Origin of the sequence: Sanguibacter sp. Z1732, assembly GCF_051020515.1 — a bacterium.
Taxonomy (GTDB): Bacteria; Actinomycetota; Actinomycetes; order Actinomycetales; family Beutenbergiaceae; genus CALKWS01.
The window spans coordinates 2,015,504-2,039,816 of record NZ_CP194857.1 but is presented as its reverse complement, the minus strand read 5'-3'; the positions used below and the strand labels follow the sequence as shown (position 1 = coordinate 2,039,816).

At 68.9% G+C, this 24,313-nt stretch carries 23 protein-coding genes, 3 pseudogenes and 1 riboswitch; of the genes and pseudogenes, 14 read left to right on the top strand and 12 right to left on the bottom strand.

The genetic code is table 11. The features are described 5' to 3' along the window. The first annotated feature begins 79 nt into the window (after positions 1–79). Both ACRRRO_RS10875 and ACRRRO_RS10870 read left to right on the top strand, forming a co-directional pair. Positions 80–990: pseudogene (locus ACRRRO_RS10875) on the top strand (ABC transporter ATP-binding protein). Next, a complete protein-coding gene (locus tag ACRRRO_RS10870) occupies positions 987–2,135 on the top strand; it encodes an ABC transporter permease (protein WP_424789025.1) in 1,149 nt (382 codons plus the stop codon). Before ACRRRO_RS10875 ends, ACRRRO_RS10870 begins: the two are co-directional and overlap by 4 nt. 237 nt (positions 2,136–2,372) lie before the next feature. Here ACRRRO_RS10870 and ACRRRO_RS10865 read toward each other — a convergent pair whose 3' ends face one another. Continuing rightward, positions 2,373–3,359, bottom strand: coding sequence for a diaminopimelate dehydrogenase (locus tag ACRRRO_RS10865; RefSeq protein ID WP_424798111.1), 987 nt, complete (start codon positions 3,357–3,359; stop codon positions 2,373–2,375). Positions 3,360–3,841: 482 nt separating this feature from the next. Between ACRRRO_RS10865 and ACRRRO_RS10860 the strand changes: the two genes are divergently transcribed. Continuing rightward, on the top strand, positions 3,842–4,465 hold the full coding sequence (locus ACRRRO_RS10860) for a ClpP family protease (RefSeq protein ID WP_424798110.1): 624 nt from the start codon (positions 3,842–3,844) through the stop codon (positions 4,463–4,465). Continuing rightward, positions 4,458–5,045 carry a ClpP family protease gene (locus ACRRRO_RS10855; protein ID WP_424798109.1) on the top strand — a complete coding sequence of 196 codons (588 nt, stop codon included), beginning with the start codon at positions 4,458–4,460 and terminating at the stop codon, positions 5,043–5,045. The genes ACRRRO_RS10860 and ACRRRO_RS10855 overlap by 8 nt, the downstream gene beginning before the upstream one ends. 41 nt (positions 5,046–5,086) lie before the next feature. Here the strand turns inward: ACRRRO_RS10855 and ACRRRO_RS10850 are convergent, their stop codons facing one another. Then, positions 5,087–5,482 carry a helix-turn-helix domain-containing protein gene (locus tag ACRRRO_RS10850; protein ID WP_424798108.1) on the bottom strand — a complete coding sequence of 132 codons (396 nt, stop codon included), beginning with the start codon at positions 5,480–5,482 and terminating at the stop codon, positions 5,087–5,089. A gap of 72 nt (positions 5,483–5,554) precedes the next feature. Continuing rightward, a complete protein-coding gene (locus ACRRRO_RS10845; protein ID WP_424798107.1) occupies positions 5,555–6,040 on the bottom strand; it encodes a MarR family winged helix-turn-helix transcriptional regulator in 486 nt (161 codons plus the stop codon). Positions 6,041–6,198: 158 nt separating this feature from the next. Here ACRRRO_RS10845 and ACRRRO_RS10840 point away from each other — a divergent pair. Then, positions 6,199–6,669 (top strand): annotated as a pseudogene (locus ACRRRO_RS10840) (maleylpyruvate isomerase family mycothiol-dependent enzyme); the annotation flags it as partial. 42 nt (positions 6,670–6,711) lie between these two features. Here the strand turns inward: ACRRRO_RS10840 and ACRRRO_RS10835 are convergent. Beyond that, on the bottom strand, positions 6,712–7,308 hold the full coding sequence (locus ACRRRO_RS10835; protein ID WP_434081638.1) for a hypothetical protein: 597 nt from the start codon (positions 7,306–7,308) through the stop codon (positions 6,712–6,714). A gap of 286 nt (positions 7,309–7,594) precedes the next feature. Between ACRRRO_RS10835 and ACRRRO_RS10830 the strand changes: the two genes are divergently transcribed. After that, positions 7,595–8,293, top strand: coding sequence for a TetR/AcrR family transcriptional regulator (locus ACRRRO_RS10830; protein ID WP_424798106.1), 699 nt, complete (start codon positions 7,595–7,597; stop codon positions 8,291–8,293). Positions 8,294–8,547: 254 nt separating this feature from the next. Here the strand turns inward: ACRRRO_RS10830 and ACRRRO_RS10825 are convergent, their stop codons facing one another. Together ACRRRO_RS10825 and ACRRRO_RS10820 are read right to left on the bottom strand one after the other, a co-directional pair. Then, positions 8,548–10,173 carry a LuxR C-terminal-related transcriptional regulator gene (locus ACRRRO_RS10825; protein WP_424798105.1) on the bottom strand — a complete coding sequence of 542 codons (1,626 nt, stop codon included), beginning with the start codon at positions 10,171–10,173 and terminating at the stop codon, positions 8,548–8,550. Between the two features lie 32 nt (positions 10,174–10,205). After that, positions 10,206–11,303, bottom strand: coding sequence for a flavin-containing monooxygenase (locus ACRRRO_RS10820; protein WP_424798104.1), 1,098 nt, complete (start codon positions 11,301–11,303; stop codon positions 10,206–10,208). 158 nt (positions 11,304–11,461) lie between these two features. Between ACRRRO_RS10820 and ACRRRO_RS10815 the strand changes: the two genes are divergently transcribed. Next, complete coding sequence (locus ACRRRO_RS10815; RefSeq protein WP_434081520.1) at positions 11,462–12,067, top strand: methyltransferase domain-containing protein; 606 nt, start codon at positions 11,462–11,464, stop codon at positions 12,065–12,067. 110 nt (positions 12,068–12,177) lie between these two features. Here ACRRRO_RS10815 and ACRRRO_RS10810 read toward each other — a convergent pair whose 3' ends face one another. The 4 genes from ACRRRO_RS10810 to ACRRRO_RS10795 are packed head-to-tail and all read right to left on the bottom strand — an operon-like array spanning position 12,178 to position 15,212. Further along, positions 12,178–12,915 carry an ABC transporter permease gene (locus ACRRRO_RS10810; protein WP_424798102.1) on the bottom strand — a complete coding sequence of 246 codons (738 nt, stop codon included), beginning with the start codon at positions 12,913–12,915 and terminating at the stop codon, positions 12,178–12,180. Between the two features lie 10 nt (positions 12,916–12,925). Further along, a complete protein-coding gene (locus ACRRRO_RS10805; RefSeq protein WP_424798101.1) occupies positions 12,926–13,804 on the bottom strand; it encodes an ABC transporter ATP-binding protein in 879 nt (292 codons plus the stop codon). Then, positions 13,801–14,577, bottom strand: coding sequence for an SDR family NAD(P)-dependent oxidoreductase (locus tag ACRRRO_RS10800; protein WP_424798100.1), 777 nt, complete (start codon positions 14,575–14,577; stop codon positions 13,801–13,803). The genes ACRRRO_RS10805 and ACRRRO_RS10800 overlap by 4 nt, the downstream gene beginning before the upstream one ends. Next, positions 14,574–15,212, bottom strand: a complete 639-nt coding sequence (locus ACRRRO_RS10795; RefSeq protein ID WP_424789691.1) for a TetR/AcrR family transcriptional regulator — start codon at positions 15,210–15,212, stop codon at positions 14,574–14,576. Before ACRRRO_RS10795 ends, ACRRRO_RS10800 begins: the two co-directional genes overlap by 4 nt. 89 nt (positions 15,213–15,301) lie before the next feature. On the opposite strand from ACRRRO_RS10795, the gene ACRRRO_RS10790 reads away from it, so the two are divergent. Then, a complete protein-coding gene (locus ACRRRO_RS10790; protein ID WP_424798099.1) occupies positions 15,302–15,835 on the top strand; it encodes a DUF421 domain-containing protein in 534 nt (177 codons plus the stop codon). 122 nt (positions 15,836–15,957) lie between these two features. Here ACRRRO_RS10790 and ACRRRO_RS10785 read toward each other — a convergent pair whose 3' ends face one another. Then, positions 15,958–16,608, bottom strand: a complete 651-nt coding sequence (locus tag ACRRRO_RS10785; protein WP_424798098.1) for a hypothetical protein — start codon at positions 16,606–16,608, stop codon at positions 15,958–15,960. Positions 16,609–16,779: 171 nt separating this feature from the next. Here ACRRRO_RS10785 and ACRRRO_RS10780 point away from each other — a divergent pair, with 171 nt between their 5' ends. The 4 genes from ACRRRO_RS10780 (at position 16,780) to ACRRRO_RS10765 (ending at position 21,087) form a co-directional block, all read left to right on the top strand. Then, entirely contained in the window at positions 16,780–18,375 is a 1,596-nt protein-coding gene (locus ACRRRO_RS10780) for a histidine kinase (RefSeq protein WP_424798097.1), read from the top strand. Continuing rightward, positions 18,372–19,010, top strand: coding sequence for a response regulator (locus ACRRRO_RS10775; RefSeq protein ID WP_424798096.1), 639 nt, complete (start codon positions 18,372–18,374; stop codon positions 19,008–19,010). The genes ACRRRO_RS10780 and ACRRRO_RS10775 overlap by 4 nt, the downstream gene beginning before the upstream one ends. Before the next feature lie 371 nt (positions 19,011–19,381). After that, the gene (locus tag ACRRRO_RS10770; protein WP_434081519.1) at positions 19,382–19,960 is read left to right on the top strand and encodes a winged helix-turn-helix domain-containing protein; all 579 of its coding nucleotides are present in this window, start codon (positions 19,382–19,384) and stop codon (positions 19,958–19,960) included. Then, positions 19,957–21,087, top strand: a complete 1,131-nt coding sequence (locus tag ACRRRO_RS10765) for a sensor histidine kinase (protein ID WP_424798094.1) — start codon at positions 19,957–19,959, stop codon at positions 21,085–21,087. The genes ACRRRO_RS10770 and ACRRRO_RS10765 overlap by 4 nt, the downstream gene beginning before the upstream one ends. A 313-nt stretch (positions 21,088–21,400) precedes the next feature. On the opposite strand, the pseudogene ACRRRO_RS10760 reads toward ACRRRO_RS10765, so the two are convergent. Next, positions 21,401–21,916: pseudogene (locus ACRRRO_RS10760) on the bottom strand (C40 family peptidase); the annotation flags it as partial. A gap of 141 nt (positions 21,917–22,057) precedes the next feature. Further along, positions 22,058–22,206: riboswitch (cyclic di-AMP (ydaO/yuaA leader) on the bottom strand. A gap of 303 nt (positions 22,207–22,509) precedes the next feature. Between ACRRRO_RS10760 and ACRRRO_RS10755 the strand changes: the two are divergent. Together ACRRRO_RS10755 and ACRRRO_RS10750 are read left to right on the top strand one after the other, a co-directional pair. Next, a complete protein-coding gene (locus ACRRRO_RS10755) occupies positions 22,510–22,926 on the top strand; it encodes a CueP family metal-binding protein (protein ID WP_424786663.1) in 417 nt (138 codons plus the stop codon). Between the two features lie 49 nt (positions 22,927–22,975). Then, positions 22,976–24,058, top strand: coding sequence for a heparan-alpha-glucosaminide N-acetyltransferase domain-containing protein (locus tag ACRRRO_RS10750; RefSeq protein ID WP_434081518.1), 1,083 nt, complete (start codon positions 22,976–22,978; stop codon positions 24,056–24,058). Positions 24,059–24,313: the final 255 nt, after the last annotated feature.

Below are 24,313 nucleotides of genomic sequence, written 5' to 3'. Positions count from 1 at the left end.
GCACCGGCCGGTGGCCTCATAGCCTCGATGTCATCGACGGGCGCACACGGTGCCCGCATCAGCAGGGACGGGGTGAGGCATGCTTCAGGTAGAGGGCATCGACCGCTTCTTCGGCGACCACAAGGTGCTGGACAACGTGTCCTTCGGCGTCGAACGAGGCAAACTGACCGGATTCGTCGGGGGGAACGGCGCCGGTAAGACCACCACGATGCGCATCATCCTGGGGGTGCTCAGCGCCCACGCCGGAACGGTGACGATGGACGGTCAACCCCTCGACGGCGGTGGACGGCGGTCGTTCGGGTACATGCCCGAGGAGCGCGGCCTGTACCCGAAGATGATGAGATCGCCGAGCAGATCGGCTACCTGGCGCGGTTGCACGGCTACGACCGGGACGGCGCCAACACCCGGGCCCGGGATCTCTTGGAGCGCCTGGGGCTGGGTGAGCGGGCCGATGACCCGCTGGAGGCACTGTCGCTGGGTAACCAGCAGCGGGTGCAGATCGCCGCCGCGCTGGTGCACAACCCGGATGTACTCATCCTCGATGAGCCGTTCTCCGGACTGGACCCGATGGCCGTGGAGGTGGTGCTGGGCGTGCTGACCGAGTACGCCGAACGCGGGGTGCCGGTGCTGTTCTCCTCCCACCAGTTGGACGTGGTGGAACGGCTCAGCGACAGGCTGGTGATCATCGCCGGCGGCAAGATCCGCGCCGACGGCACCGCCGAGGACCTGCGGGAGGCCTTCGGGGTGCGCCGCCACCGGATCGTCACCGCCCGCGACGCCGGCTGGGTCCGGGATGTCCCGGGCGCCCGAGTGCTGGAGCTGGACGGCGCCACGGCCTTGTTCGAGGGCGGGGACCAGGTGGCCCAGCAGGTGCTCACCCGAGCGATCGCCACCGACACCGTTCTCAGCTTCGGGCCGGTGCACCCCTCACTGAGCGAGATCTTCAAGGACGTCGTCACCGACGAGGAGAGCAAGGAGCAGGCAGCATGACCACGCTGACCACCACCCCGACCCGAGGCACCCGGCACGAGCCCACCGAGACCGAGCGTGCCGAGAAACTGTCCACCACCGCGGCCTCGCTGCTGGTGGCCGAGCGGGAGATCACCACCCAGGTCCGCACCAAGTCGTTCATCATCTCCCTGGCCGTCACACTCGGTCTGGTGCTGGCCGGAATTCTGGCGTCCGGCTTCTTCGCCGACCGCATCGGCTCGGACACCCCGGTGGCCGTGGTCGACGGGGCCGGCGCGGAGTTGGAGAACGTGGACGGCTTCGAGGTGACCGCCGCGGCGGACGTGACCCAGGCGCAGGACCTCGTCCGCGACGAGGAGGTGGACGCCGCCATCGTGCCCGATGAGACCTCCCCGGTGGGCGTGCGCGTGATCGCCCTGACCGACCCGCCCACCGAGGTGCTGGGGGCGCTGTCGGTGCAACCGGAGGTGGAACTGCTCGACACCACCACCTCCCGCGGGCTGCAGGTGCTGGTCTCGGTGATCTTCGGGTTCCTGTTCATGCTGTTCGCCATGGGGTCAGGGGCGATGATCGTGCAGAACACCGTGCAGGAGAAGCAGTCCAGGATCGTGGAGATCCTGCTCTCGGCCGTTCCCGCGCGGGCACTTCTGGCCGGGAAGGTGATCGGCAACAGCGTGCTCGCGGTGGGACAGACCGCAGCCATCGGAGCGGTTGCGGTGCTCGGGCTGATGCTCACCGGTCAGAGTGAACTGCTGGACCTGCTCACCGGGCCGATCGCGTGGTTCGTGATCTTCTTCCTGTTCGGGTTCGTGCTGGTGGCGGCGATGTTCGCCGCCGGGGCCTCCCTGGTCTCCCGCCAGGAGGACACCGGCGCGGTGATGATGCCCACGATGATGCTGATCATGGCCCCGTACTTCGTGGTGATCATCCTCGGCGAGAACAGTCTGGCGATGGCGATCGCCTCCTACATCCCGTTCAGCGCCCCGGTGGCGATGCCGGTCCGGCTGTTCATGGGCGATGCCCTGTGGTGGGAGCCGCTGCTGTCACTGGGCGTGCTGGCCCTGGCCGCCGGGATCGTGATCGCCCTGGCCGCCCGGATCTACTCCGGCTCGTTGCTGCGCACCGGGGCGCGGGTATCGCTGCGATCGGCCCTGAAAGGAGACTGATCGCCTAGTCTGTGAAGACGGTCCGGGGTACAGACCGTATGGAGCCGGTGGTGCGGGGTTTCCCCCACCACCGGCTCTGCTGTTCCGGCCCGCCCGAGGTCGCGGCGCCGGCAGTTCGCAGTCTCTGGTTGGCATCGGGCCGGACAGGGGCGCCTGGGGGCGTTCATCCTGGGCGCCAACTCCGTCCTGGACGGGGCGGTCACCGTCACCGTATTGACGTCCTGGCGGCCGAGCGCCTCAGAGCAGTTCGGCGCGCAACTGCTCCACCGGGGTTGGCGAGAGCAGCGCCGGCGGCACCTCCAACACGGTCTGCGCCCCGATCACGCCCTGAGTGTTCAGCCGGGCCGCAGCGCGGGCGTAGGCCACCAGCACGCTGGCGGTGAACTCGGGGTTGCTGCCCAGTTCCAGCCGGTACTCGATCACCTGGTCGTAGCCGCCACCGGTGGTGCCGCTGCGGATCACGAAGCCTCCGTGCGGCATCGCGCCGTGCTCCCGGCGCAACGTCTCCTCACTGACGAAGTGCACGGTGGTGTCGTACTCGGCGAAGTAGTGCGGCATCGTCACGATCGCCTGCTCCACCTCGGTCTCGTCGGCGCCCTCGGCCAGCACCACGTAACACTCCCGGCGGTGCTTGTCCCGGGTACTCAGTTCGGGCCGGGCACCGGAGCGGACCGCCTCGATCGCGTCGGTGGCCGGGATCGTGTACTGCACACCGGCCGCCACCCCGGGAACCCGGCGGACGGCGTCGGAGTGTCCCTGGCTCAGGCCCTTGCCCCAGAAGGAGTAGGTCTCACCCTGAGGCAGCAGCGCCTCCCCGAGCAGGCGGTTCAGGGAGAACATTCCCGGGTCCCAGCCCACCGCGATGATCGACGTGGTCCCGGCCGCGCGCGCGGGCCGGTCGACGGCGGCGAAGTAGTCCGGGATGCGCGCGTGGGTGTCGAAGGAGTCGACCGTGCTGAAGTGTGCAGCGAGTTCGGGACCCTGCTTGGGAAGGTCCTCCTTGGACCCACCGCACAGGATCAGCACGTCGATGTCGTCCTTGTGCTCCAGCAACTCCGACCAGGTGAAGACCGGGGCGACGTCCTGGGCAACCTGCAATGAGGCCGGGTCCCGGCGGGTGAAGATGCCGTGCAACTCCATGTCCGGGTTCTGCCCCACGGCGGCAGCCACCCCCTTGCCGAGGTTGCCGTAACCAGCGATTCCGATCCGCAGCGGTTGCCTCATCGGCCATCCTTCCCCAGTTGATCCGACGGCCAGGTTACCGCCGCATCGGTTACTACCGGGCTCTCGGACACCGGTCGGAGAGTGAGTACCCCGACCTGGGGCGGGGCTACCTGAACCGCCGGCGGGACGTGGTGGACCGGCGAACACCTCCGGCGGTAGACGCCCGACACGTTGCGCGCGCGACTACGCCTGGGCGATGCTGTTCAGGACGTCGATAACTTCGGGCGTCGAGCGAGTGTCGCAGGTACGCACGTGCCGTGCTGAGTTGGCAGCGATTTCGGGACCCCCGGCCGGGATATGACGGCGGGGTAGTCGGCCCGGCCAGAGCAACATGCTCGTGCGGATCATCCTCCGACCGATCGACCTTGGGGGTTCTCCTACGACCGGGCCCAGACACGCTGCCGGCGGCTGACTGCTCTGAGCGGATCCGCTCCGGGCAGCATCGGCAGCGGCGGGTGACCGCCGGCAGGCACAGTGCTGGCATGAGCGAACATCCCCCGCCCCCGTTATTCGACCACCGCGCCAGGCGCCGTCTGTACGAGCAGCGGGTGCTGGTCCTGGACGGCCCGCTGGACGATGACAACGGCACCGTCCTGACCACCCAGCTCATCGCACTGGCCGCCGAGGACGCCTCCACCGACATAGCCCTCTGGATCCACTCCCCCGGCGGTTCGGTGCCCGCGATGCTCGCGATCCGCGACATCATCCGACTGACCCCGTGCGACGTGTCCACCCTGGCCCTCGGCGTCGCCTACAGCGCCGGGCAGTTCCTGCTCTCGGCGGGCACTCCGGGCAAGCGACGCGCACTGCCGCACGCCCGGATCCTGATGCACCAGGGCTCGGCCGGCATCGGGGGTTCGGCGATGGATATCGAGCTGCAGGCCGGCGACCTGCGCCACACCCGGGACACCGTACTCAGCCTTATCGCCCAGGACACCGGCCGTCCGCTGGAGGAGGTGTTCGCCGATTCCCTGCACGACCGCTGGTTCACCGCGGCAGAGGCACTGGAGTACGGCTTCATCGACGAGGTGGTCCAGGCCTTCGACGACGTTGCCCCACCCGGGCGTGCGCGCGCCGGGTTCATCGGGGGCGGTCCCGATGAGTAGTTACACCATCCCGAACATCATCGTCCGCCACCCGCGTGGGGAGCGGGTCATGGACGTCTACTCCCACCTGCTCACCGAACGGATCATCTACCTGGGCACTGCCCTCGATGCCGGCGTGGCCAACGCCATGATCGCCCAGTTGCTGCACCTGGAGGCGGATAACCCGGAGGCAGACATCCAGATGTACATCAATTGTGACGGCGGTGACCCCAGCGCGATGCTGGGCATCTACGACACCATCCGCTTCATCCGCCCCGACGTCGCCACCAGTTGCGTGGGGCAGGCGGTGGGTGCCGGCGCGGTGCTACTCGCGGCCGGTGCGGCCGGGAAGAGGATCGCTCTGCCGCACACCCGCGTCATCCTCCATCAACCGGCCGCTCAGGGGAGAGGCTCGATCCCGGACCTGATCCTGCAGGCTGATGAGGTGGTGCGCATCCGTACCCAGATGGAGTCGATCCTGTCCCGTCACAGTGGTCAGGATGTCGACACCCTGCGGGCCGACACCGCCCATCACCGGGTGTTCGACGCCGCCGGTGCACGCGACTACGGACTGGTCGATGAGGTCGTCGAGGGACGATAGGCCCCGGCGTGCGTGGACCGACGGCGTGTGGCCCGGGGTCCTCAAGCGGCCAGCATCAGCCGCACCTGTGCCGGCGAAGTCCCCGGGGCCTGCGATCGGGCGGCGCGGGCAGCGCCCAGCCCCTCCGCCACGCCCAGGGTCAGGTCCAGCAGCGTCATCCCCAGCGCCGCGGCAACGGCAGCGAGCATCTCACTGGAGGGCTCTTTGAGGCCGCGCTCCATCTCCGACAGGTACTGCGGTGAGACCCCCGCTCGTTCTGCCGTCTCACCCAGCGTCTGGCCGCGGGCGTGACGGGCGCGGCGCAACTGCTCGCCCGCCATGTGCCGCCACAACGGCTCGGGGCGTCGTAGTGGTCTGCGGGACTCGGGCCGTGGTGATGGTCCGCGGGACGAGGGGCCCTGGCGGTGCGGGCGAAGCGGGTTCGTGATCTCGGCCATGGTCCAACGTAGAACGCCCGCACCCGGCCGTGGCGGTTCTTCTGCCCAGAGCAGAACACCGAATCCGGGGCGTCACGGACCACCATGGCCCGTCCCCTCCTGCGCCAGCCTCTCGAGCCCTTCGAGCATGTGCCGCAGCACGCGCAGCGTGGCCTCGAGATCGGCATCGGTCAGGTCGCCTCCGACGTGACTCATGAGGTGGTGCTCGCGCTCGTGCACTGCGCGGATAGACGCTCGTCCCACCGGTGTCAGCCGGACGAGGCTCGAGCGGCGGTGCGCGGGGTTGTCGACCAACTCCACATAGCCGGCCGCAACGGCATCGTTGACCATGCGCTGCACGAACTGCCTGCTCAGCACCTGCTCGCTCGCAAGCTGGGGCACGGTTCGCTCGCCGTCGCGCCTGAGGTGGTCGAGCACCGCACGGATACCGACGGACACTCCGCTCGATTGCCCGTCCCGCTCGACGAGGCGGGAGGCCCTGCGGTAGAGCGGCCCGATGGTGTCGTACACCTCGGCAAGACGCTCGGCCAGGGCGGAGGGGTCAAGGACGGTTCCCATCAACGCATTATGGCAACTTGGTTGTCAGATCTCGCACATTACGGCACCTTGGTTGTCATATCTGCTCGATCACGACTGTCACTGGTCCGAGGACGCCGGCCACGATCTCCGCGCGCAGGCCACCGCGCCCACCGACCACACACAAACCAGGAGAACCCATGGACCCCGCTGCGCAGATGCACGCGCGCACCACGCGCAACCGGTTGGATATCGCGGATCTGCTGCAGTCCCTCGAACCCGAAGACTGGGACGCGCTCACGTTGTGCGAGGGCTGGACCGTCCGGCACATGGCAGCGCACCTCATCCAGTCGATGCTCGTCGGCTTCGCCCGGTTCTGCCTGGTAGCGCTCCGGTATCGCGGAAGCACTCCGGCCACCGTCGACCACCTCACGCGGGACATCGCCCGTCGGCAGCCCTCCGAACTCGTCACACTCCTCCGACGTCACGCGGGCGACCGGGTGGACCCGCCTCGGGTAGGACCCATGGGCCCGTTCGCGGAGACGTGCATTCATCTGCGCGACATCGCCCGACCTTTGAAGCTGACAGCAAATGCGCGCCAGGAGGACTGGGGCGACTTGCTGACGTATCTCACCTCTCCGGGCGCAGCCCCCAGTCTCACCACCCCCGAACGGCTGAGTCCACTGCCAGGTTCGACACCCCTCCGCGTTCGGCTACCTGGGACCGGTGGACGCAGGACGTCGGGTCGGTCCGACACCGACCGCGAACCGCCGAATACGCCCGGAGTGCGCTGTCCGACCGAACAGGGACATCCCAAGCAGGACCAATCCGATGCCAAGCACCAGTCCGTGGCCAATCCGCCCCGCAGCGGGGACGAAGAACTGCGGGAGGTAGGTTGCCAGGCCGAGTCCGGCCAGCAGGCCACCCCATCGCGCCAGTCCAGCACCGGGCCGGGTGGACACGATCAGCGCAATCCCTGCCCCGGCCAGTGCGAGCAGGCCCACCCCGAACATCGTCATCGGCACCGGCGCCAGCCGGAAGGACTCGACCGCGGCGAGCACCTCCACATCACCGACAGTCAGGGCGTGCTCACCGGCGGCGCCCAGGGCGAAGGTCTCCGCGCCGTAGTAGGGCAGCACCAGCACCGACCCGAGCCAGGCGAGCGCCACCGTCGCGCGGGCCGCACCACCGACCCGACCGGCTTGTCCGGCATCGGATCGCCCAGCACCGTCGGAGAACCCCGGAACGGCCTGGCGCTGCCACACCAGGAGCCCCGGCGCGAGCAGGATGAAGGCGACGATGCCGAACATGTGGGAGATCAGCCACGCCGGGGAGGCCCAGGCGCCGCCCCCCCGGCCATGGTGATCTCGTCCTCAGCGTATGGCCGCAGGATCGGGTACATCGCGAAGAGGGCCCCGGCGGCGCCGAGCGCTGCGACTCCCCATCGGCTACTGATCATCGGTCGTCCTTCCATCAACTTCCACAAACTGTGAGCAGTGCTCTCTGACTGTCGTCAGCGTAGAGGCTCCGGCGCGGATCTGGAAGAGCATTGATCACATTCGTGACAACCGATCACACCTTTGTGAGAATCAGACCATGACCACACCCGGCACCGAGGCTTCGACGACGCGCCCTCCGACACCGCGGGCGCGCGCACGAGCGGACGCGATCTCGCGGATCAAGGAACTGGCATCGGCACAACTGGCCGACTCCGGTCCGGCCTCACTCTCGCTGCGCGCGATCGCGCGTGAACTGGGCATCGTCTCCTCAGCGCTGTACCGGTACTTCCCCAGCCGCGAGGCACTCCTGACCGCGCTGATCGTGGACGCCTACCAGGATCTGGCCACCAACCTTCGCCATGCCGCCAGGGACTACCGGCCGGCCCAACGCTGGATGCAGATCTGCATGGCCCTGCGTCGGTGGGCGCACGACGAGCCCCACCGGTTCGCGCTGATCTACGGCACCCCGGTGCCGGGATACACCGCACCGGCCGAGACCATCGAGCCGGCGACACAGGTCATGGCTCAGTTCCTGCAGGTGGCAGGCACCGCCACCGGCCCGGTGCGCGACGATGAGCCGCCGTCGGCTGCCCTGACCGTGCAACTCCACCGGCTCACCGAGGCATTGCAGAGCGACATCTCACCGCAGCGCGCCCTTGCCGCGGTCGGCGTGATCGGTCAGCTGTTCGGGCTGTTGACGCTGGAACTGGGTGGGCATCTGGTGGGTACGTTCGAACCAGCTGAGGAACTGTACGTGCACAGCGTGACCACGGGCGCGCAGCGGATCGGCTTGTGACCACGGCGGTGATAGCGCTCCCGGCTATGTGAGAGCAGCGAGCAAGTCCCTCAGCCCGGTGGCCATCGTCTCCGTGGGCCGTCCCTGAGCGCGGTGCCGGGGCACGTGGGTGCGCACGAGCGCGTGCAGGTCGCGCTCGCGGCCCGGCAGCGGGCGGTAGCTCGCGATGACGACACGGCCGGTGCTGGCGGTCACGGGATGAACTTCCTCGCCCGAGGACGCCGGTGTGCGCTATCTGCTCTACCGGTGACGGCTCAGACCAGCCCGTGGGTGAAGGCGAACGCCGTGGCGGCGGTGCGGGAGCCGACGTCGAGCTTGGTGAAGATGTTGGATAAGTGCCGGGCGACGGTCTTCTCGCTGAGCACGAGGTCGGTGGCGATCTGGGCGTTGCCGCGTCCGGCGGCGACGAGCCGGAGTACCTCGACCTCACGAGCGGTGAGGCCGGCGGGCAGGCTCGGCGGTGCCAGCAGGTCAGTGACGTCGTCGGCCGCGGGCCGGGCCCCGAGCCGGCGGAAGGTCGCGCGGGCCGCCTCGAACTCCCGCCGTGCGGACTGCCCGTCCCCGACGGCGGCCAGCGCGCGCCCGGTGAGGACCTGGGTCCGGGCGCCATCGTAGGGCGACTCGGCCCGCGTCCACAGTTGATGGGCCTTGCGCAGGTAGGGGAGGGCGCCCAGCGGATCGCCGGCGGCCAACTCGACGGCGCCGGAGGCCTGGGCTGCCGCCGCCTCCAAGAACAGGCAGCCGGCGGTCACGGCCAGCGCGTCGAGTTCCCCGGCCCCCTCGCGGGCCCGCTCGACCTCCCCGGACGCAATCAGGATGTCGACTGCTGCGGGCAGCAGCCGGCAGCGCTGGACAGGGCCCCCGCCCTCGGCCAGCAGCCGGTCGATCACGCCGCGGGCCGCGTCCAGCCCGCCGCGCGCCGACCACAGCAGCGCCAGGCCGGGCTGCGGATCGTAACCGTGGTCCGCGGCGATCTGGTAGAAGGCGTCGGCCTGCTCCCACTCGCCCCGCAGTCGGTGCACGTCGCCGGCCTCGGCGGCGGCCAGGCCGATCGCGTCGGGCGCGCCCACCTGCCGGTAGCGCGCCGTGGCGAGTTCGTACTCCTCCAGGGCGGCGGACCACTCGCCGCGGATCCGCATGAGCTGGCCCCGGTGCACGGCGCACTGGCCGGTGAAGGCGAGCAGACCCGGCTGCGCTGCGCACCAGCGCTCGAGCGCAGCGGTCCACTCCGCCACCCGGGCGAAGTCGCTGATCTCCTGGCAGCCCTCGATGGCCGTGCAATACACATGGCCGGCGATGATCGGTGACGCCTCACCGGCGATGACGCGCACCATGGCCTCGTCGAGCAGCGCCAGGCCGTCTGTGACCCGGCCGGCGTAGATCGCCATCCGGCCGCGCGCGCAGACGCTCATGGCGATGAGGTCCGCGTCGTGGTGTCGGTGCCCGATCTCGGAGGCCTCGTCGGCGGCCGCTGCAGCCTCGGCGTACTCGCCCGTGCCGAGGGCGCGGAACATCCGCAGGAGCGCCACCCAGCCACCCTCGGGGCCGTCGCCGCCGAGTTCGGTGAGCAGACTCTCCGCGCGGGACGTCCAACCGGCGAACATGGCCGGCTCGCCGTGGGCGGCCGAACTCATCGCGAGCCGGAAGGCACATGCCACCGCGCCTGCCGGGTCCCGTTCCTGCTGCCGGCGCAGGAAGGCGTGCTGCAACGCGCGCACCGTCTCGGTGTGGCGGCCCATCAACTCCGCGGTGGTGGCGAAGTCCTCGAGGTCTGCGGGCGTGAGAGCCGCGGCATCCGCAGCGGACCAGCCCTGGAACGCGACGTCCCAGTCGCCCCGGGCGAAGGCGTCTCGTGCCTGCTCGAACTGGACGACGCCCATGACGGGAACCTCCGACCCGATTTTACGGCGCCTCAGTCCGCCGCCGCAAACCTCTCCGACTCCCGGCGGGCCACGAGATGGTCGACGACGTACTCGGCATCGCGCCCCGCCCCCGCGATGAGCATCGAACTGAACGCGTACTGGAAGCTCAGCCCGGCGAAGTACAGCCCGGGCGCCTCGTCGACGACGCCGCGCAGCTCGCGTGGGTAGCCGTCCTCGCCGAAGACCGGGACATCGATCCAGTCGAAGACCTGCCGGAAGCCGGTGGCCCACACGACGTTCGCGACGTCGCGCGGCGCGCCGTCGACGACGGGTCGTCCATCGCGCACCTCCTCGACCCGCGAGGTGACCCGCTCGACGCCGCGGGCCGTCAGGTCTGCCCGCTTCACCCGGAGCATCGGGCCGCCGTGGAAGCGGATGTGCGGCAGCTGCTTGCGGCCGATCGGAGTGCGCCGGGTGAGGATGTGCTGCCACGCGAAGTGCACCACCGGGAAGAGCAGGTGCATTGCTCGGGAGTCCAGGCGCGGCGGGATCTGCCCGCAGTCACGGCCGGCGAGGATCGTCGGGTGGGTCTGGCCGACCTCGTGGGCGACGTCGGTGCCGGAGTGGCTCGCGCCCACGACCAGCACCGGGCCCTCGCGCAGCTGGCCGGGCCGGCGGTACTCGCTGGAGTGCAGTTGCAGGATGGTGGGGTCGAGCCGGTCCGCGATGGCCGGGACATAGGGGGTGCGACCGAAGGTGCCGGTGGCGACCACGACGTTGTCGCAGCGGTAGATGTCACCGTCGGTGGTGATGGCCCACTGGTCGCCGTGCCGCTCGAGTGACCGGACCCGGGTCCCGAGGACGATGGGAAGATCGAAGTGGTGGGCGTAGGTCTCCAGGTAGTCACCGACCTCGTCCTTGGTCGGGAAGGTCCACTTCGGGGCCGGGAACGGCAGACCGGGCAGGTTGTCGTACTGCGCCGGAGAGTAGAGCTGGAGCGTGTCCCACTGCCGGCGCCAGTTGTCGCCGAGCCGGGAGTTGGCGTCGAGGATGACGAACGGGCGGCCCCGGCGCTGGAGGTAGTAACCGGCTGCCAGCCCCGCCTGGCCGGCGCCGATGATGACGGTCTCGATCTCTTTGGTGTCCATGGCACCCACGCTAGGAGTGGGCAGTGGGGCACCGCGTCGGGCGTCCTGCGCATCGTGGTCCGCAGTGCGAGTGGGTGGAAATACCCATGGTGCGGGCGCGGTCGCGGGTGGAGACTGGGCCCATGGCCGGATGCTGTGACCCGCGGGGCTGCGACCACATGTTCGGGTCTGCCTTCGCCCAGCACGTGGCGAGGCGGTTCCGCCGGCGCGGCCTGGACGCGACCGCGCGCCGGATGGTCGACTTTCTCGCGGCCGACGGCGTCGAGGGCGCCACCGTGCTCGACATCGGCGGTGGCGTGGGGGAGATCGGCATCGAACTGCTGAGACGCGGGGCCGCACGGGCGACCACCCTCGAGTTGTCGCCGGCGTACGACGACGAGGCGGGGCGGCTTGCGCGGGAGGCGGGCGTCGCCGACCGGGTGCACCGGCAGGTCACCGACATCGCGGCCGCGCCGGACGACGTGGAGCCGGCCGACCTCGTCGTGCTCCACCGTGTGGTGTGCTGCTACCCGGACTACGACCGGCTGCTGGGCGCGGCGGCGGAACACTGCCGGGGCCGGCTGGTCTTCAGCCACCCGCCACGCACCCTCATCAGCCGCGGGTTCGTCGCCGCGCAAGGCGCCGTGTTCCGGCTGCTGGGACGCGAGTACCGCGCGTTCGCGCACCCGCCCGCCGCGATGGTCGCAGCGGCGGCGGCCCGTGGCCTCCGGCCGGTGACGGCCGGCTCAGGCCTGGTGTGGCAGATCGCGGGACTGGCGCGCTGAGGGCAGCCGCCCGCCCGCTACGTGGGAGGCCGACCGCCCCCCCCTCCTCAAGCAAGACCGGCACCACGGAGAACAGCCCGGGTGAGGGAACTCGCTGGAGAAGCCGCGGATCAGCGGAACCTGCGGCCTTCGTCCCGGCGGTGGCCCCGCACCAGGAGCGCCGCGAAGACGACCGTCCACACCACCAGGAGCACCAGGGCGAGGGCGTCTGGGGGCTGGCCCATCAGTGCGAACAGCACCAGATCGGTCGCGCCGCGGGTGGGGACGAACGGGGCGATGGTCGCAATCAGGGCCGGCACTTCCGCCGGATCGAAGAACATCCCACCGGCCACCGCAAGAGGCAACGCGCCGACCGTTGCCACGATCAGTGCGGCCCGGAAAGTGAGGAGGTACCCGAGGGCCAGGCCCATCAGGGTGAAGGTGACCACCGTGGCCAGCAAGGCCACGGCAGCCAGCAGGACCTGGCCGATGCTCGCCGTCGCCGCGGTGAAGATCGCGGCCACCGCCACGACAGGCACGATCGCCGCTGTGACCATCGCCAGGCCGGTCAGGAGGTTCGCCGTGATCTCCGGTGCCAACCCTCCGGGCAGGGTTCGTAGGTAGGTACCCCAGGTTGACTCGCGAGTGGCCGAGACGGTTGTGGCGAAGTGACCGACGCAGCCCAGGAGCACCGCGAACACCATCATTGTGCCGACTGTCGCGGTCATCATTGTGGCATCCGAGCCGACGAAGGGGATGAAGAAGAACAGCATCACAGCGACCGGAGTCATGGTGATCGACAGGAACATCACAGGGGTGCGGATCATCTCGACGAGATAGCGCCGGGTGTAGGTCATGGTCAGTGACATGGAAACTCCCTCAGGCGGCCCGCTCGGTGGAGGTCAGCGCCAGGAAGGCGTCCTCCAGCGACGCGGAGCGGATCTCGATATCGGTGAAGGGGGCACCGCTGGCGGCCAGCCGGCGCACGAAGGTGGCGGCGTCGTCGGTGAGCACGTGGATGCGTTCGCCCTCCTGCTCGATGCTGTGCGCCGTGGGCAGCTCGGGCAGCCGGGCACCCGTGAGGGTGACCCGTTTGAGGCGGACCAGGCCGCGGACCTCGGACAGCGAGCCGTCGGTCAGTACGCGACCGTGGTCAATGACCACCACCCTCTCGGCGAGTGCCTCGACTTCCTCCAGGTAGTGGCTGGTCAGCAGCACGGTGCCGCCGTCGGTGTGGTAGTTGCGAATGCCCTCCCACAGCGCGCGGCGGGCCTCGACGTCCAGACCCGTGGTCGGTTCATCCAGGAACACGATCTCTGGCCTGCCCACAAAGGCAAGCGCGACGGCGAGACGCCGTTGCTGGCCACCGGACAGCCCGCCGACCTGGCGGTCGGTGAACTCGGTGAGGTCGAACCGGGCGAGGGCTTCGGACCGTGTCAGCGGATCGGGGAAGTGGGCGCGAATGAAGTCGACGAGTTCGCCGACCCGCCAGGCCTCGGGCAGGGCCGTCTCCTGCGGTGTCACTCCGATGACCCGGCGCGTGGCCTCGTCACGGGGGTCACCACCGCGGAGTTCGACCGTGCCGGAGGAGGGCCGGCGCAGCCCGACCAGCAGATTGATCAGCGTGGTCTTGCCCGCTCCGTTCGGGCCGAGCGTGCCGACGATCTGCCCGCTCGGGATCTCCAGGGCGACATTGTCCAGGGCGAGGACATCGCCGTAGCGGCGGCTCAGGTCGGTGGTGCGCACGAGGGCGGTCATGTGGAGATCTCCGGGAGGGTCGCGGTGGGGTCGGCCATGATGCTGGGCGTATCTGGAAAGTCCATCGGCCGGGCGTCGGAATTGGGCACGAGCAGCCAGGCCTGTCCGGTGCGTTCGTCGGCGAGGATGGCTTCGACCGCGTCCGCGGCTCGCTCGGGGTCCAGCACCGCGATGCCGAGCCCTCGGATGTAGGGGACAGCGTCTCGGAGTATCGGGGTGTCGACGAACGTGGGGCAAAGCGCGTTGATCCGCACGCCGGACTGCTCCAGAACCGGCCCGAGCGAGCGGACCAGTCCGATGACCGCGTGCTTGGTGCCGGCATACAGCGGGTTGATCGGGCTCGCGTCCACACCGGCCATGCTCGAGGTGGCGATGATCGTGCCGGAGCCCTGCTTGCTCATCTGCCCGAGGGCGGCGTGAACTCCGTAGACGACGCCGTCCTGGTTGACGGCGACGAGTGTGCGGTAGGCGTCCGGGTCGAAGTCCAGCAGCGATCCCTCGGGTTCGCCAAGTCCCGCATTGAGCATCGCGAGGTCCAGCCGACCGTAGTGGCTCACGGCCGCGGCGACCGCAGCAGTATTGTCGGACAGTGAGCCCACGTCGGTGTGCAGGAACCGGGCATCGATCTCGTTGGCGAGGGCGATCCCTGCCGCGTCGTCGACGTCGGCGATCACGATTCGCCATCCTCGCCGGGCAAGCCGGCGCGCGATCGCGGCTCCGATTCCACCGGCGCCACCGGTGATCAGTGCCACGGGGTGTTCGACCGGCGTCATGAGGACTCCGGTGCGTCGGGGTGGCGGGTGGCTCGTTCGAAGAGTGCGGTGAGATCGTTGATGACCGCATCCAGGTCCAGGTCGGGTTCGGAGAGTCGCGGCGGCACGCCATCGATCACGTTGCGCACCGCCACGGCCATGGTGCGGGGGTCGAAGTCACGGAAATCTCCTGTCGCCTGCCCGTTGCGGAAGAGTTCCTCCAACGGGCCGAGCATCTGGTCGACGGTGTCGGAGTCGTCGGCGGCCGGCAGTTCGTCACGGTCCGCCTGGGTGAAGATCTCCAACAGGGCGCGCATCCGCTCCGGATGGGCTCGCATGTACTCCAGGTTCGAGGAGATGTAGGCCCGCAGCTGGCCCGGGGCGGTGGCCTCGGTACCGATCCGCGGACCCATGAACTCCGCGCCGTCGACGTAGACCCGGGTGACGACCTCGGTGATCAGTTCGGCCTTGTTCGCGAAGTGGTAAGAGATCAGGCCGCGACTGATCCCGGCGTGGGCCGCGATGCGAGCCATCGACGCCTTCCGGTACCCGACGTCGGCGATCACCTCGACCGCGCTGGCCACGATCTGGGCGCGTCGCGCTTGCTCGATGAACGATCGTGCAGACTGGCCGTCGTGCTCGTTATCTGGCTGCATAGCCAACGATTAGCACAAGCAGCCAGAGCCCCTGAGGTGCCGGTCATGCTCGGGAGGCCGCCTTGCCCACTGCATGACACGCTTCGGCAATGGACATCACACAGTTCTGGGACGGGTGGGACCCGATCCTGCACACCCTGATCACCATCGGCGCCGGCTACCTGGCTCTACTGCTCATGCTCCGGATCTCGGGGCCACGGACCATGTCCTCGATGACACCCTTGGACTTCATCGTGGCGGTCACCCTCGGTTCGACGTTCGGGCGCGCAGTCACCGCCCCCGACGTTCCGTTGGCACAGATCGTGGTGGCCCTGGCGCTGCTGATCTTCCTGCAGTGGCTGTTGGCCTGGTTCCGCGGCCGCTCATCCCACGTGCGCCGGGTGCTCGACCCTCCTCCCGCGCTCCTCTATTACCACGGCCAGTTCCAGCGCACGGCCATGCGAAAGCACCAACTGGTGGACGACGACGTGCACATCGCGGCGCGCAAGTCCGGCTTCGGGTCCCTCGAGAGTGTCGGCGCAGTGATCCTCCAGCAGGACGGCGATCTGGGAGTGATCTCCGCCGACCAACTGGGTGATTCGTCCAGCGTGCTGCCCTTCACCGGCGAACCGGACAGGCACTGAGAACCGGGCAGGCACTGACTCGGCGCGATACCACTGCCATAGCCGGAGTCGGCGAACACGGTGCCCGCCGTTCCCGTCCGGTGGTACTGCTCGCTGACGTGCTCGACCCGCCCCAGCGGCCCCTACGCGGGAGCGCGCACAGTTCCGGCGACAACCCCACCATCGGCCAAGGCCGGCCGGGGACGCGGCGTGAGCCCGATGAACGCGAGGCCGAAACCGACCATGACCTCCGCATACGCCGGGTGCGCCCAGGGGCTCCCGACAGCAGCGAGGAGGATCACCAGCAGGATCGCGGGCACGATGGCGACCAGGGTAATCGCTGCCGGCCGCAGTTCCCGGCGCCGAAGCAGAGCGAATCCGAGCATCACCCCACCGACGAACATGAGCAGGAAGTTGATACCGGCTAGCGCCCCGAGCGCACCGGAGTCCACGACCTCGCCCTGGACCATCGACACAGCGGTGCTGCCCAGCATGCCCGCGGCGAGCGCGACCAGCGCGAGGCTGAGCACGACCCGCACCACTCGGCGGAACCTGCTCCCGGCGTCGACCCGGTGACGGTGCAGGTGGAGCACAGCGGTGAATGCGAGATAGGCGAGGCCGTGCACGATGCCGGACAGCACAAAGAGGGGATTGAGGCCGAACTCGTCACTGGCGGCGCTGTACTGTCCCGTGAGCGCGAAGGTGGCCGCATCGTTCAGCGCGATGGCTGAGATTCCGGCAGCGCCGAGCAGGGCTAGGACGGTGGCCGTCCTCGCGGTGGCGGATGTGTTCATGGGAGTTTCTCCTTGATCTACGGGCTACTGTGGAGCCCGTTGGCTCCACTCTTCCGACCGGTCCCCGAGGAAGCCTCACCCGAGGCGATGAGGTTGCCGCCCGCTAGGACGATCTGTTCTCGTCCATCCGGACGAGGCGCATTCGGTTGCGCCGGTGGCACACTGTGATGTATGCGTCCGCCGCGGCTGGCCGAGGTCGGTCTTGTGACCGCTGGGTTCACCGCGTCGGTGATCCTCACCTGGGGCGATCCGTGGATCGACCTGTTCTTCGCGGGCGTACTCCTGTCGTCACTGCTACTCCTTGCCCGCCATGTCGGGTCGGGCGTGCTGCGCTCGCGGCAGGCCCGGCGTCACGAGCAAGACGTCGCCGCGATCGATAGGGATGAAGCGGTGCGGGACGCGGTCGAACAGGAACGTGCCAGGCTCTCGGCCGAGATCGACCGCTCGGTGCGCCGCTCGCTACTCGCCGTGGGCCGACTCGTCCCCCGCGCGGAGGCCGCTCTCGCCACGGGTGCCGATCCCCGTCCGGAACTCCTCGCGATCCAGGCCGAGTCCCGTGCCGCCATGGCGGAACTGCGCCGACAACTCGGACTCATCGGCTCCGGGAGCCGCGCGGCGGGTGTTCTGCCCACTCCCCCGGTCGCCGAGGCGGTCCAGGGCAAGAGCGACCGGTTAAGGACCATCAACCGCGGTGACGTCATCCTCACCCTCACCGTTCTCGTGCTGAGCGTCACCGAGGCGCTCGCCTACGCAGAGCCCGGCAGTGCGTGGTGGACCACCGGCATCATGGCGCTCACCGTGCTGCCTCGCCGGCTCATGCCGGTCGCCACTGTGCTGGCGGGGGCGGCAGTGCTTCTCCTCGGGGCCATGCTGGACGCGGCGGTCACTGACGGGTTCTCCTTCCCGATCATCGTCGGACTGCTGCTCTGGAGCGTTCTCGAGGTCCGACCCGGCATGGCCTCCATGGCATCGGCTGCGGGCCTCTACACCGCTGCGATCGGCAGCCGTTTCGCCCACGAACCCGAGAACGGACCCATCAACGTCCTCGTGCTCGGCATCGTCGCCGTCTGTGCCCTCATCGTCGGCCACAGCCGCCGCGTCCGGGAACGTGCCGACGAGGGCGCCGGGGCGCACGAGGCCGAACTCACCTCAGCCCGAGAGCGCGCCACCGAGAGGACGCGCCAGGCCATGGCACGTGAACTCCATGACGTCGCTTCGCATGCCGTGAGCCTCGTCGCGGTCCAAGCCGGCGCGGCCGAACTCGCCTGGCCGCAGGACCCAGCCGCGACGCGTGCGGGGGTGCAGGCAGTGGGCGACACCGTGTCGACCGCCCTGGGCGAACTCGACGTCCAGTCATGGGGGACGGGTTCGGCACCCGCATGGGATGACATCGAGCGGATTGTGGCCCGCCTCCAGGGTGCCGGCCTCGACATCCGGCTCACTGCCTCCGGACGCCCACCAGACGTACTGCTGCCGGTTGTGCACCGCCTCGTCCAGGAAGCCCTGACCAACGTGCTCAAGCACGCGGACGGGGCCACCGCATACGTCACCATCGGCAGCGACGAGCAGTGCACGCATCTGGAGGTGACCGACGACGGGCCGGGCCGCACGGTGGCAGTAGCAGGGTTCGGGCTGGCCGGACTCGAGGACCGCGTCACCGCCGTGGGAGGTCGGCTGCTCGTCGGACCGGGGGATGGCGGCGGTTTCGCATTGCGGGCCGTTCTGCCCCATGAGCCGACACAACTGCGCGGGAGGGCCCGGCCGTGACGATCCGTGTCCTGCTCGCCGACGACCACGCCATGATGCGGGCGGGTTTGGCCGGCGTGCTCGGCTCCGATCCCGAGATCGAGATCGTCGGGGAGGCGCAGGACGGCGCCGCGGCCGTCTCCCAGGCCCGGCGGTTACGTCCGGACGTGGTGCTCATGGACATCGAGATGCCGGGGATCGACGGGGTGACCGCCATCGGGCGCCTGGCCACGGCGGCTCCCGCAGCACGCTGCCTCGTGCTGACGACGTTTGACGTCGATGAGTACGTGCTCGGTGCGCTGCGGGCGGGAGCCGCCGGCTTCCTCCTGAAGACCACACCGCCTCGGGATCTCATCCAGGGGGTCAAGGACTGCGCCGCAGGGGGATCGGCGCTCGGACCCACTGTGGTGCGGCGCCTCGTTGCCTCCTATGTAGGCGCAGCGCGCGAGCCGGTTCCCGGGCTGGAGTTGCTCACCGAACGCGAGCGCGAGGTGCTCGCAGTCATGGCGCGCGGGCTGAGCAACGCCGAGATCGGTGCCGAACTGCACCTCACGGAGAACACCGTGCGCACCCACGTCGCCCACATTCTCGCCAAACTGGGGGTGCGGGACAGGGTCCAGGCAGTGATCCTCGCCCACCGCGCCGGGATCGCCTGAGGGGATCGGCCTACGGTTCTCCTGCGCGAGCGGTCGGGGGGAACCAGCGTGAGTATCGGAGTGCCCGCGATCGCCCTCGTCGTCGGCGCCATTGGCATCCTTGGAACCGTCTTGACCGTCCCGGCATGGGCGCGCACATCCGGCTTCGCACGTCAGGGCGCCGAACAGTCCTGGGGTTGCGCACGTTCGGAGGCAGCGCACGTAACGGTCCTCTTGGTTCACTATGGAGCCATGACCTCCCTTGCTCATTCGGACGTGAACCTGCCCCGTGTTCTGGTCGTCGATGACGAAACCCCCTTGGCGCGATTGGTCGCGAACTATCTTGAGCGCGAGGCTTCGAGGTCCAGACCTGCGCTGACGGCGACGACGCGGTGCAGCGTGCGCGACAGTGGCGACCCGGGGTGGTGGTGCTGGACCTCGGCCTGCCTGGTCTCGATGGCATCGAGGTCTGCCGGAGCGTGCGCACGTTCTCTGACTGCTACATCATCATGCTCACCGCCCGCGTGGAGGAGGTCGACAAACTCAACGGCCTCTCGGTGGGCGCCGATGACTACGTGACCAAGCCGTTCAGCCCACGTGAACTCGTTGCACGCGTGCGGGCGATGCTGCGTCGTCCGCGGCAGAACCCACCGGGCCACCATGGCGCAGTAGCGTCGTTCGGGCCACTGACCGTTGACGCTCTGGGCCGGGAAGTGTCCCTCGACGGCGAAACTGTCCAACTCACGCGCACCGAGTTCGACGTACTCGCAGCACTGGCGGCGCGCCCGCACATGGTCTTCACCCGGCGCCAACTCATCGAGACGGTATGGGGACCCAATTGGGTGGGCGATGACAACCTCGTCGATGTCCATATCGGACATCTGCGACGCAAACTCGGCGACAAGGCATCCGCGCCGAGGTTCATCCGGACCGTACGTGGAGTTGGCTACCGAATGGGGACCGGGTCATGAACAAGCGGCAGCCAAGACAGTGGGGACTGGGCGCTCGGCTCCTGGCAGCGATCGTCGTGGTCCTCTTGGTGGCCGCCGGGACAGCGTGGGGTGTCGCTTCGATGATCGGGCCGATGATCTTCCACGATCACATGCTCATGGCCGAGCCCGCTGACTCCGAGGTCGTGGCTCACGCACGGCAAGCCTTCACCGCGGCATGGACCCTGTCCCTCTCCGTGGCGCTCCTCGTCGCTCTCCTGTCGTCGGTGCTCGTGAGCATCTTCGTCACTCGACGCATCACCAGGGCGTTGGAAAGGGTCCGACAAGCAGCAGTGCAGGTCGCAAGCGGTGACTACAACGTCCATGTGCCAGCGGTCCACATGGGCGCGCAGTTCGATGACCTCGCCGCCGCGTTCAACACCATGGCCACTGACCTAGGCCATATCGAAAAGACCCGAACCCGCATGCTGGGCGACCTGGCCCATGAACTGCGCACCCCGGTGGCGACCCTGGATGGCTACCTCGAAGGGATCGTCGACGGTGTCGTGCCCGCCGGTGAACGGACGATGGGCATGCTGCGTGAGCCGGTCGCACGCCTTGCCCGGCTGGCCCAGGACATAACGCTCGTGACAACCGCCAGCGAGGGCCGCTTGGAGATGCGGTGGCAGCCGCTGCAGGTCCGTGACCTGCTTCAGGACGCCGCAACACAGGCAGGCGTCAAGTCCGCGGACAAGGGCATTGACCTGACGATCGAGGCCACGGAGTCGGAACGCCAGACGGTCATCACCGCGGACCCTGACCGGCTCGGGCAGGTCCTGACCAACCTGCTGGACAACGCCGTGCGGCACACCCCAACGGGAGGTCACGTCCAATTGGGTGCCAACCGGAGTGGATCGCGACTGCGGTTGTGGGTCCAGGACAACGGCGGTGGGATAGCCGCCGAGCACCTGCCCCACCTGTTCGAGCGCTTCTACCGTGCCGATGCGGCTCGTGACCGCGCGCACGGAGGGTCAGGAATCGGGCTTGCCATCAGCCGCTCCATCGTCCAGGCCCACGGTGGCAGCATGGAAGCGGCCAGCACCGGGCTTGGCCACGGCGCCGTCTTCACCATCGAACTGCCCTTGGGTCGGCAGCCTTCGCAGGCCTGAGACCGACTCCACCGCACACGTCTTCGGCAGTGGCCGCGCTGGAAAGGGTGCGCCCTCATCCGCAGCCACAGCACGAGCATCGGCCCGCCCTGGGCCGGACGGGCCGATGCCGCAACTGAGATATGCGGTCAGAGCACGCGGATGAACGTGGGGTTGCTATGGAAGATCGGGCCCTCGTACAGGGCGGTACCGGGGTTTCGGGCGGCGATGTTGTCGCCGTTGCCGGTGTAGATACCCACATGACCGGGCCACGCACCAGATCGCCGGGCTGGGCCTCGGCTGCCGAGACTATGCGTCCGGCGCCCGCCTGGGCACCGGACGTCCGAGGCAGGCTTACCCCGAATTGGGCGAAGACGTAGGCGGTGAAGCCCGAGCAATCAAAGCCCGCCGGGGTAGAGCCGCCCCACACATACGGGGTGCCCACGTAGCGGCGGGCGACGTCCACGACCGCGGAACCGGAGGCAGAGGCAGTGCTCGCGGTCTGCTCGCTTGATTCGCCGGAGGAGGAATCCTCGGTCTGCTGCTCCTGCTGTTGAGCCGGCTGCTCGGTGCGCTGCCCGGTGCGGGAGGCCGGAGCGGCACGCGGGGTGGGGCGCTCCGGCGCAGTGATGACAGGCGCTGGCGGTGGGGGTGGGGGTGGGGGTGGAGCTTCGGAGGAGACCTCAGCGACGGCGACGTGCCAGTCGATGCCCTCATCGACAGTGACGGTTGGTGAGGTGACCACCTTATCGATGTCGACGTCGGCGTCGAGCACCACGTTGGCCAGGGCGCCGGCCCCGAAACTCGAACTCGACACCTGGGGGACGGCCGCAGCGCTGGAGGCGCCCATTGTGAGCACCAGTCCGGAGGAGGCGAAGACGGCCAGCGCCCGTCTGCCGGTGGTCCCAGTGACTGAGTCAGCGAAAACGGTCAGTGGGGTGGAGGGGCGGCACGCCGCGCGGTGTCGGGCGCCGGTTGTTGGTTCAGTCAATTCGGTTCTCCAGTTCGCCTACGAGGTCAGTTGTCGGGTTCGGATTGGAGACTTACCCGGTCTGCCTGGCTCCCCAGGCGGGACTTCACCCCTAGGTGCTCGCGCACCGACGGCTGGGTCCCCCGCCCCTGCCACGGCGTTGATCGGTGACCACGGTGCGGTGGCAGGGTTCGGCGTCCGCTTGTGGGCTTCCCGCACGGCGGGAGCAAGAGTGACAGTACATACCGCGAACCCTCAGATCACGGTTAGATCACGGCATTACCGAATGCTTCATCAAACCTTCATCGTCATCCCCCGCCTCGGCGACTGCACGCCCGCCGCTCCTGTCGTAGCGTCGGGGCGGCCGAGACCTTGCCGCCTGCGCTGCAGAAGGCACCTGATTCGAGACGAAAAGCCGAGAATCTCGGGCGCAGTGGTTGCCTGGATGACCCCCACTAGGACGGTGGAAGAACATGAAAAGAATGGCGGCGCTGGTGCTGATCCGCGCCGGCTGCTCCTCGTTGGATCCGGCCTCCGAGCCCACCGCCGGAGGTGGTGAAGCCGCGTTCCTCGCCACCCATGACTTGGCCGGCATGGAGGTCGCAGAGATGATCGACCACCTGGACCGGCTCGGTGGAAAGGAACGCCCCACCGACTACATCGCCTCCATCCGGCCCGATGAACTGGTGCTCTCCGACGGGCAGCAGGAACTGGCCGAAGTGCTCATCGATGAAGAATTGGCGACCTATGCGAACGGTTTCGCCGGCTTCTGGTTGCCACGCGATCTGCAGGGCACCATCAAGGTCAACCATGACGGCCTGACGGGTACAGCCGAGTTCTCCACCACCGACGAGGTCGCCACCTGCCTCACCACCCTCCAACTGATATAGGTCGCGGTCACAACCTGTGCCAATCTCGGAGCAGCAGGACGGCGCACCGGTGAGCGCGGCGCACGCGGCTAGCGACGCCGGGCAAGCCGCCGCACCCCATAGCCGCGTCATCGGACTGGACGCGGCGCGGGCGCTGGCCATCCTGGGCATGCTCGCGGTCAACGTCGGTCCGCTCTATGACGATGGCATCGCCGGGCTGGTCATGCGGCTGCCGCACGGGCGGGCTTCATTGTTGTTCGTGCTGCTGGCCGGGATCGGGTACTCGTTCCTGACCCGCCGGGCCCGCGACGGTGCCGCGCCACCCTGGGGGCAGGTGTTGTGGCGGACGGTTCTGCTGAGCCTGATCGGGCTGAGCACTCAGTTGGCGGGTCATGGCGCCAAGGTGATCTTGACCACCTATGCGGTGCTGTTTCTCGTGGGACTGGTGGTGGTGCGGGCCCCCTCATGGCTGCTGCTGACCGCCTCGATCGCGGCAACTGCCGCTGGACCACTGGTGTGGCTGGGTGTCCAACTCAGAACCGGTGAGGTCTTCGACCGGGAGCCCGCCACGCTACTGGATGCGCCCGGGCAGATCGTGGCCTCGACATTCCTGACCGGGCCGTACCCGGTGATCACCTGGCTCGGGCCGTTCCTGTTCGGGATGTGGCTGGGCAGGTTGCGCCTGCAAGACCGGTGCGTCCAGATACGGCTGACTGTGGCCGGAGTGGTGCTGACCCTGCTTGCCGAACTCGGCTCCCGGGCGTTGGAAGCGTTCCTGGGGCGGCCGGATGGGGAGCCCGGTGTGGACTGGTTCCTTTCGGCGGCCGCACATTCGCAGATGCCGTTGTGGCTGATCCGGGGCAGTGCCTCGGCCGTGGCGGTGCTGGGCCTGACACTTCTGGTTTTGCCGTACCTGGGCCGCTTCGGTTGGCCGCTGGTGGCCACGGGTCAGTTGGCGCTGACCGTGTATGTGGTGCACCTGTTCGGCATCGCGGAGGTAGTGCGTCCCGGCCCGGGGACCGCGCCGGCGGGTCTGGTCACCACGGCGGTGATGGCCCTGGTGCTGATAGGCGCAGCGGTGGGCTGGCGGCACTTCTTCTCCCGCGGGCCGCTGGAGGCATTGTTGCGGGTGCGGCTGCGCCGGCGGCGATGAACTCGCCACCAGGCCGACGGCGTTGAGCCGATAGGACAACCGCTGCAGGGTCGCCCCGGCGGGGAAGTCGTCCAGCAGCACGGACCAGCAGGTGGGCCGGGACGTCGCCTGCGGCTCTTCGGCGCCCAGGCCAAGCGAGATCACCTCACCAACCAGTGGCCGGCGCTGACGCGGATACGTGGATCACCAGCCAGTAGGACTACAGCGCAGGTTTCCACCCCCGTCGGCAGGCCGTAGGGCAGCAGGATCGCCCGG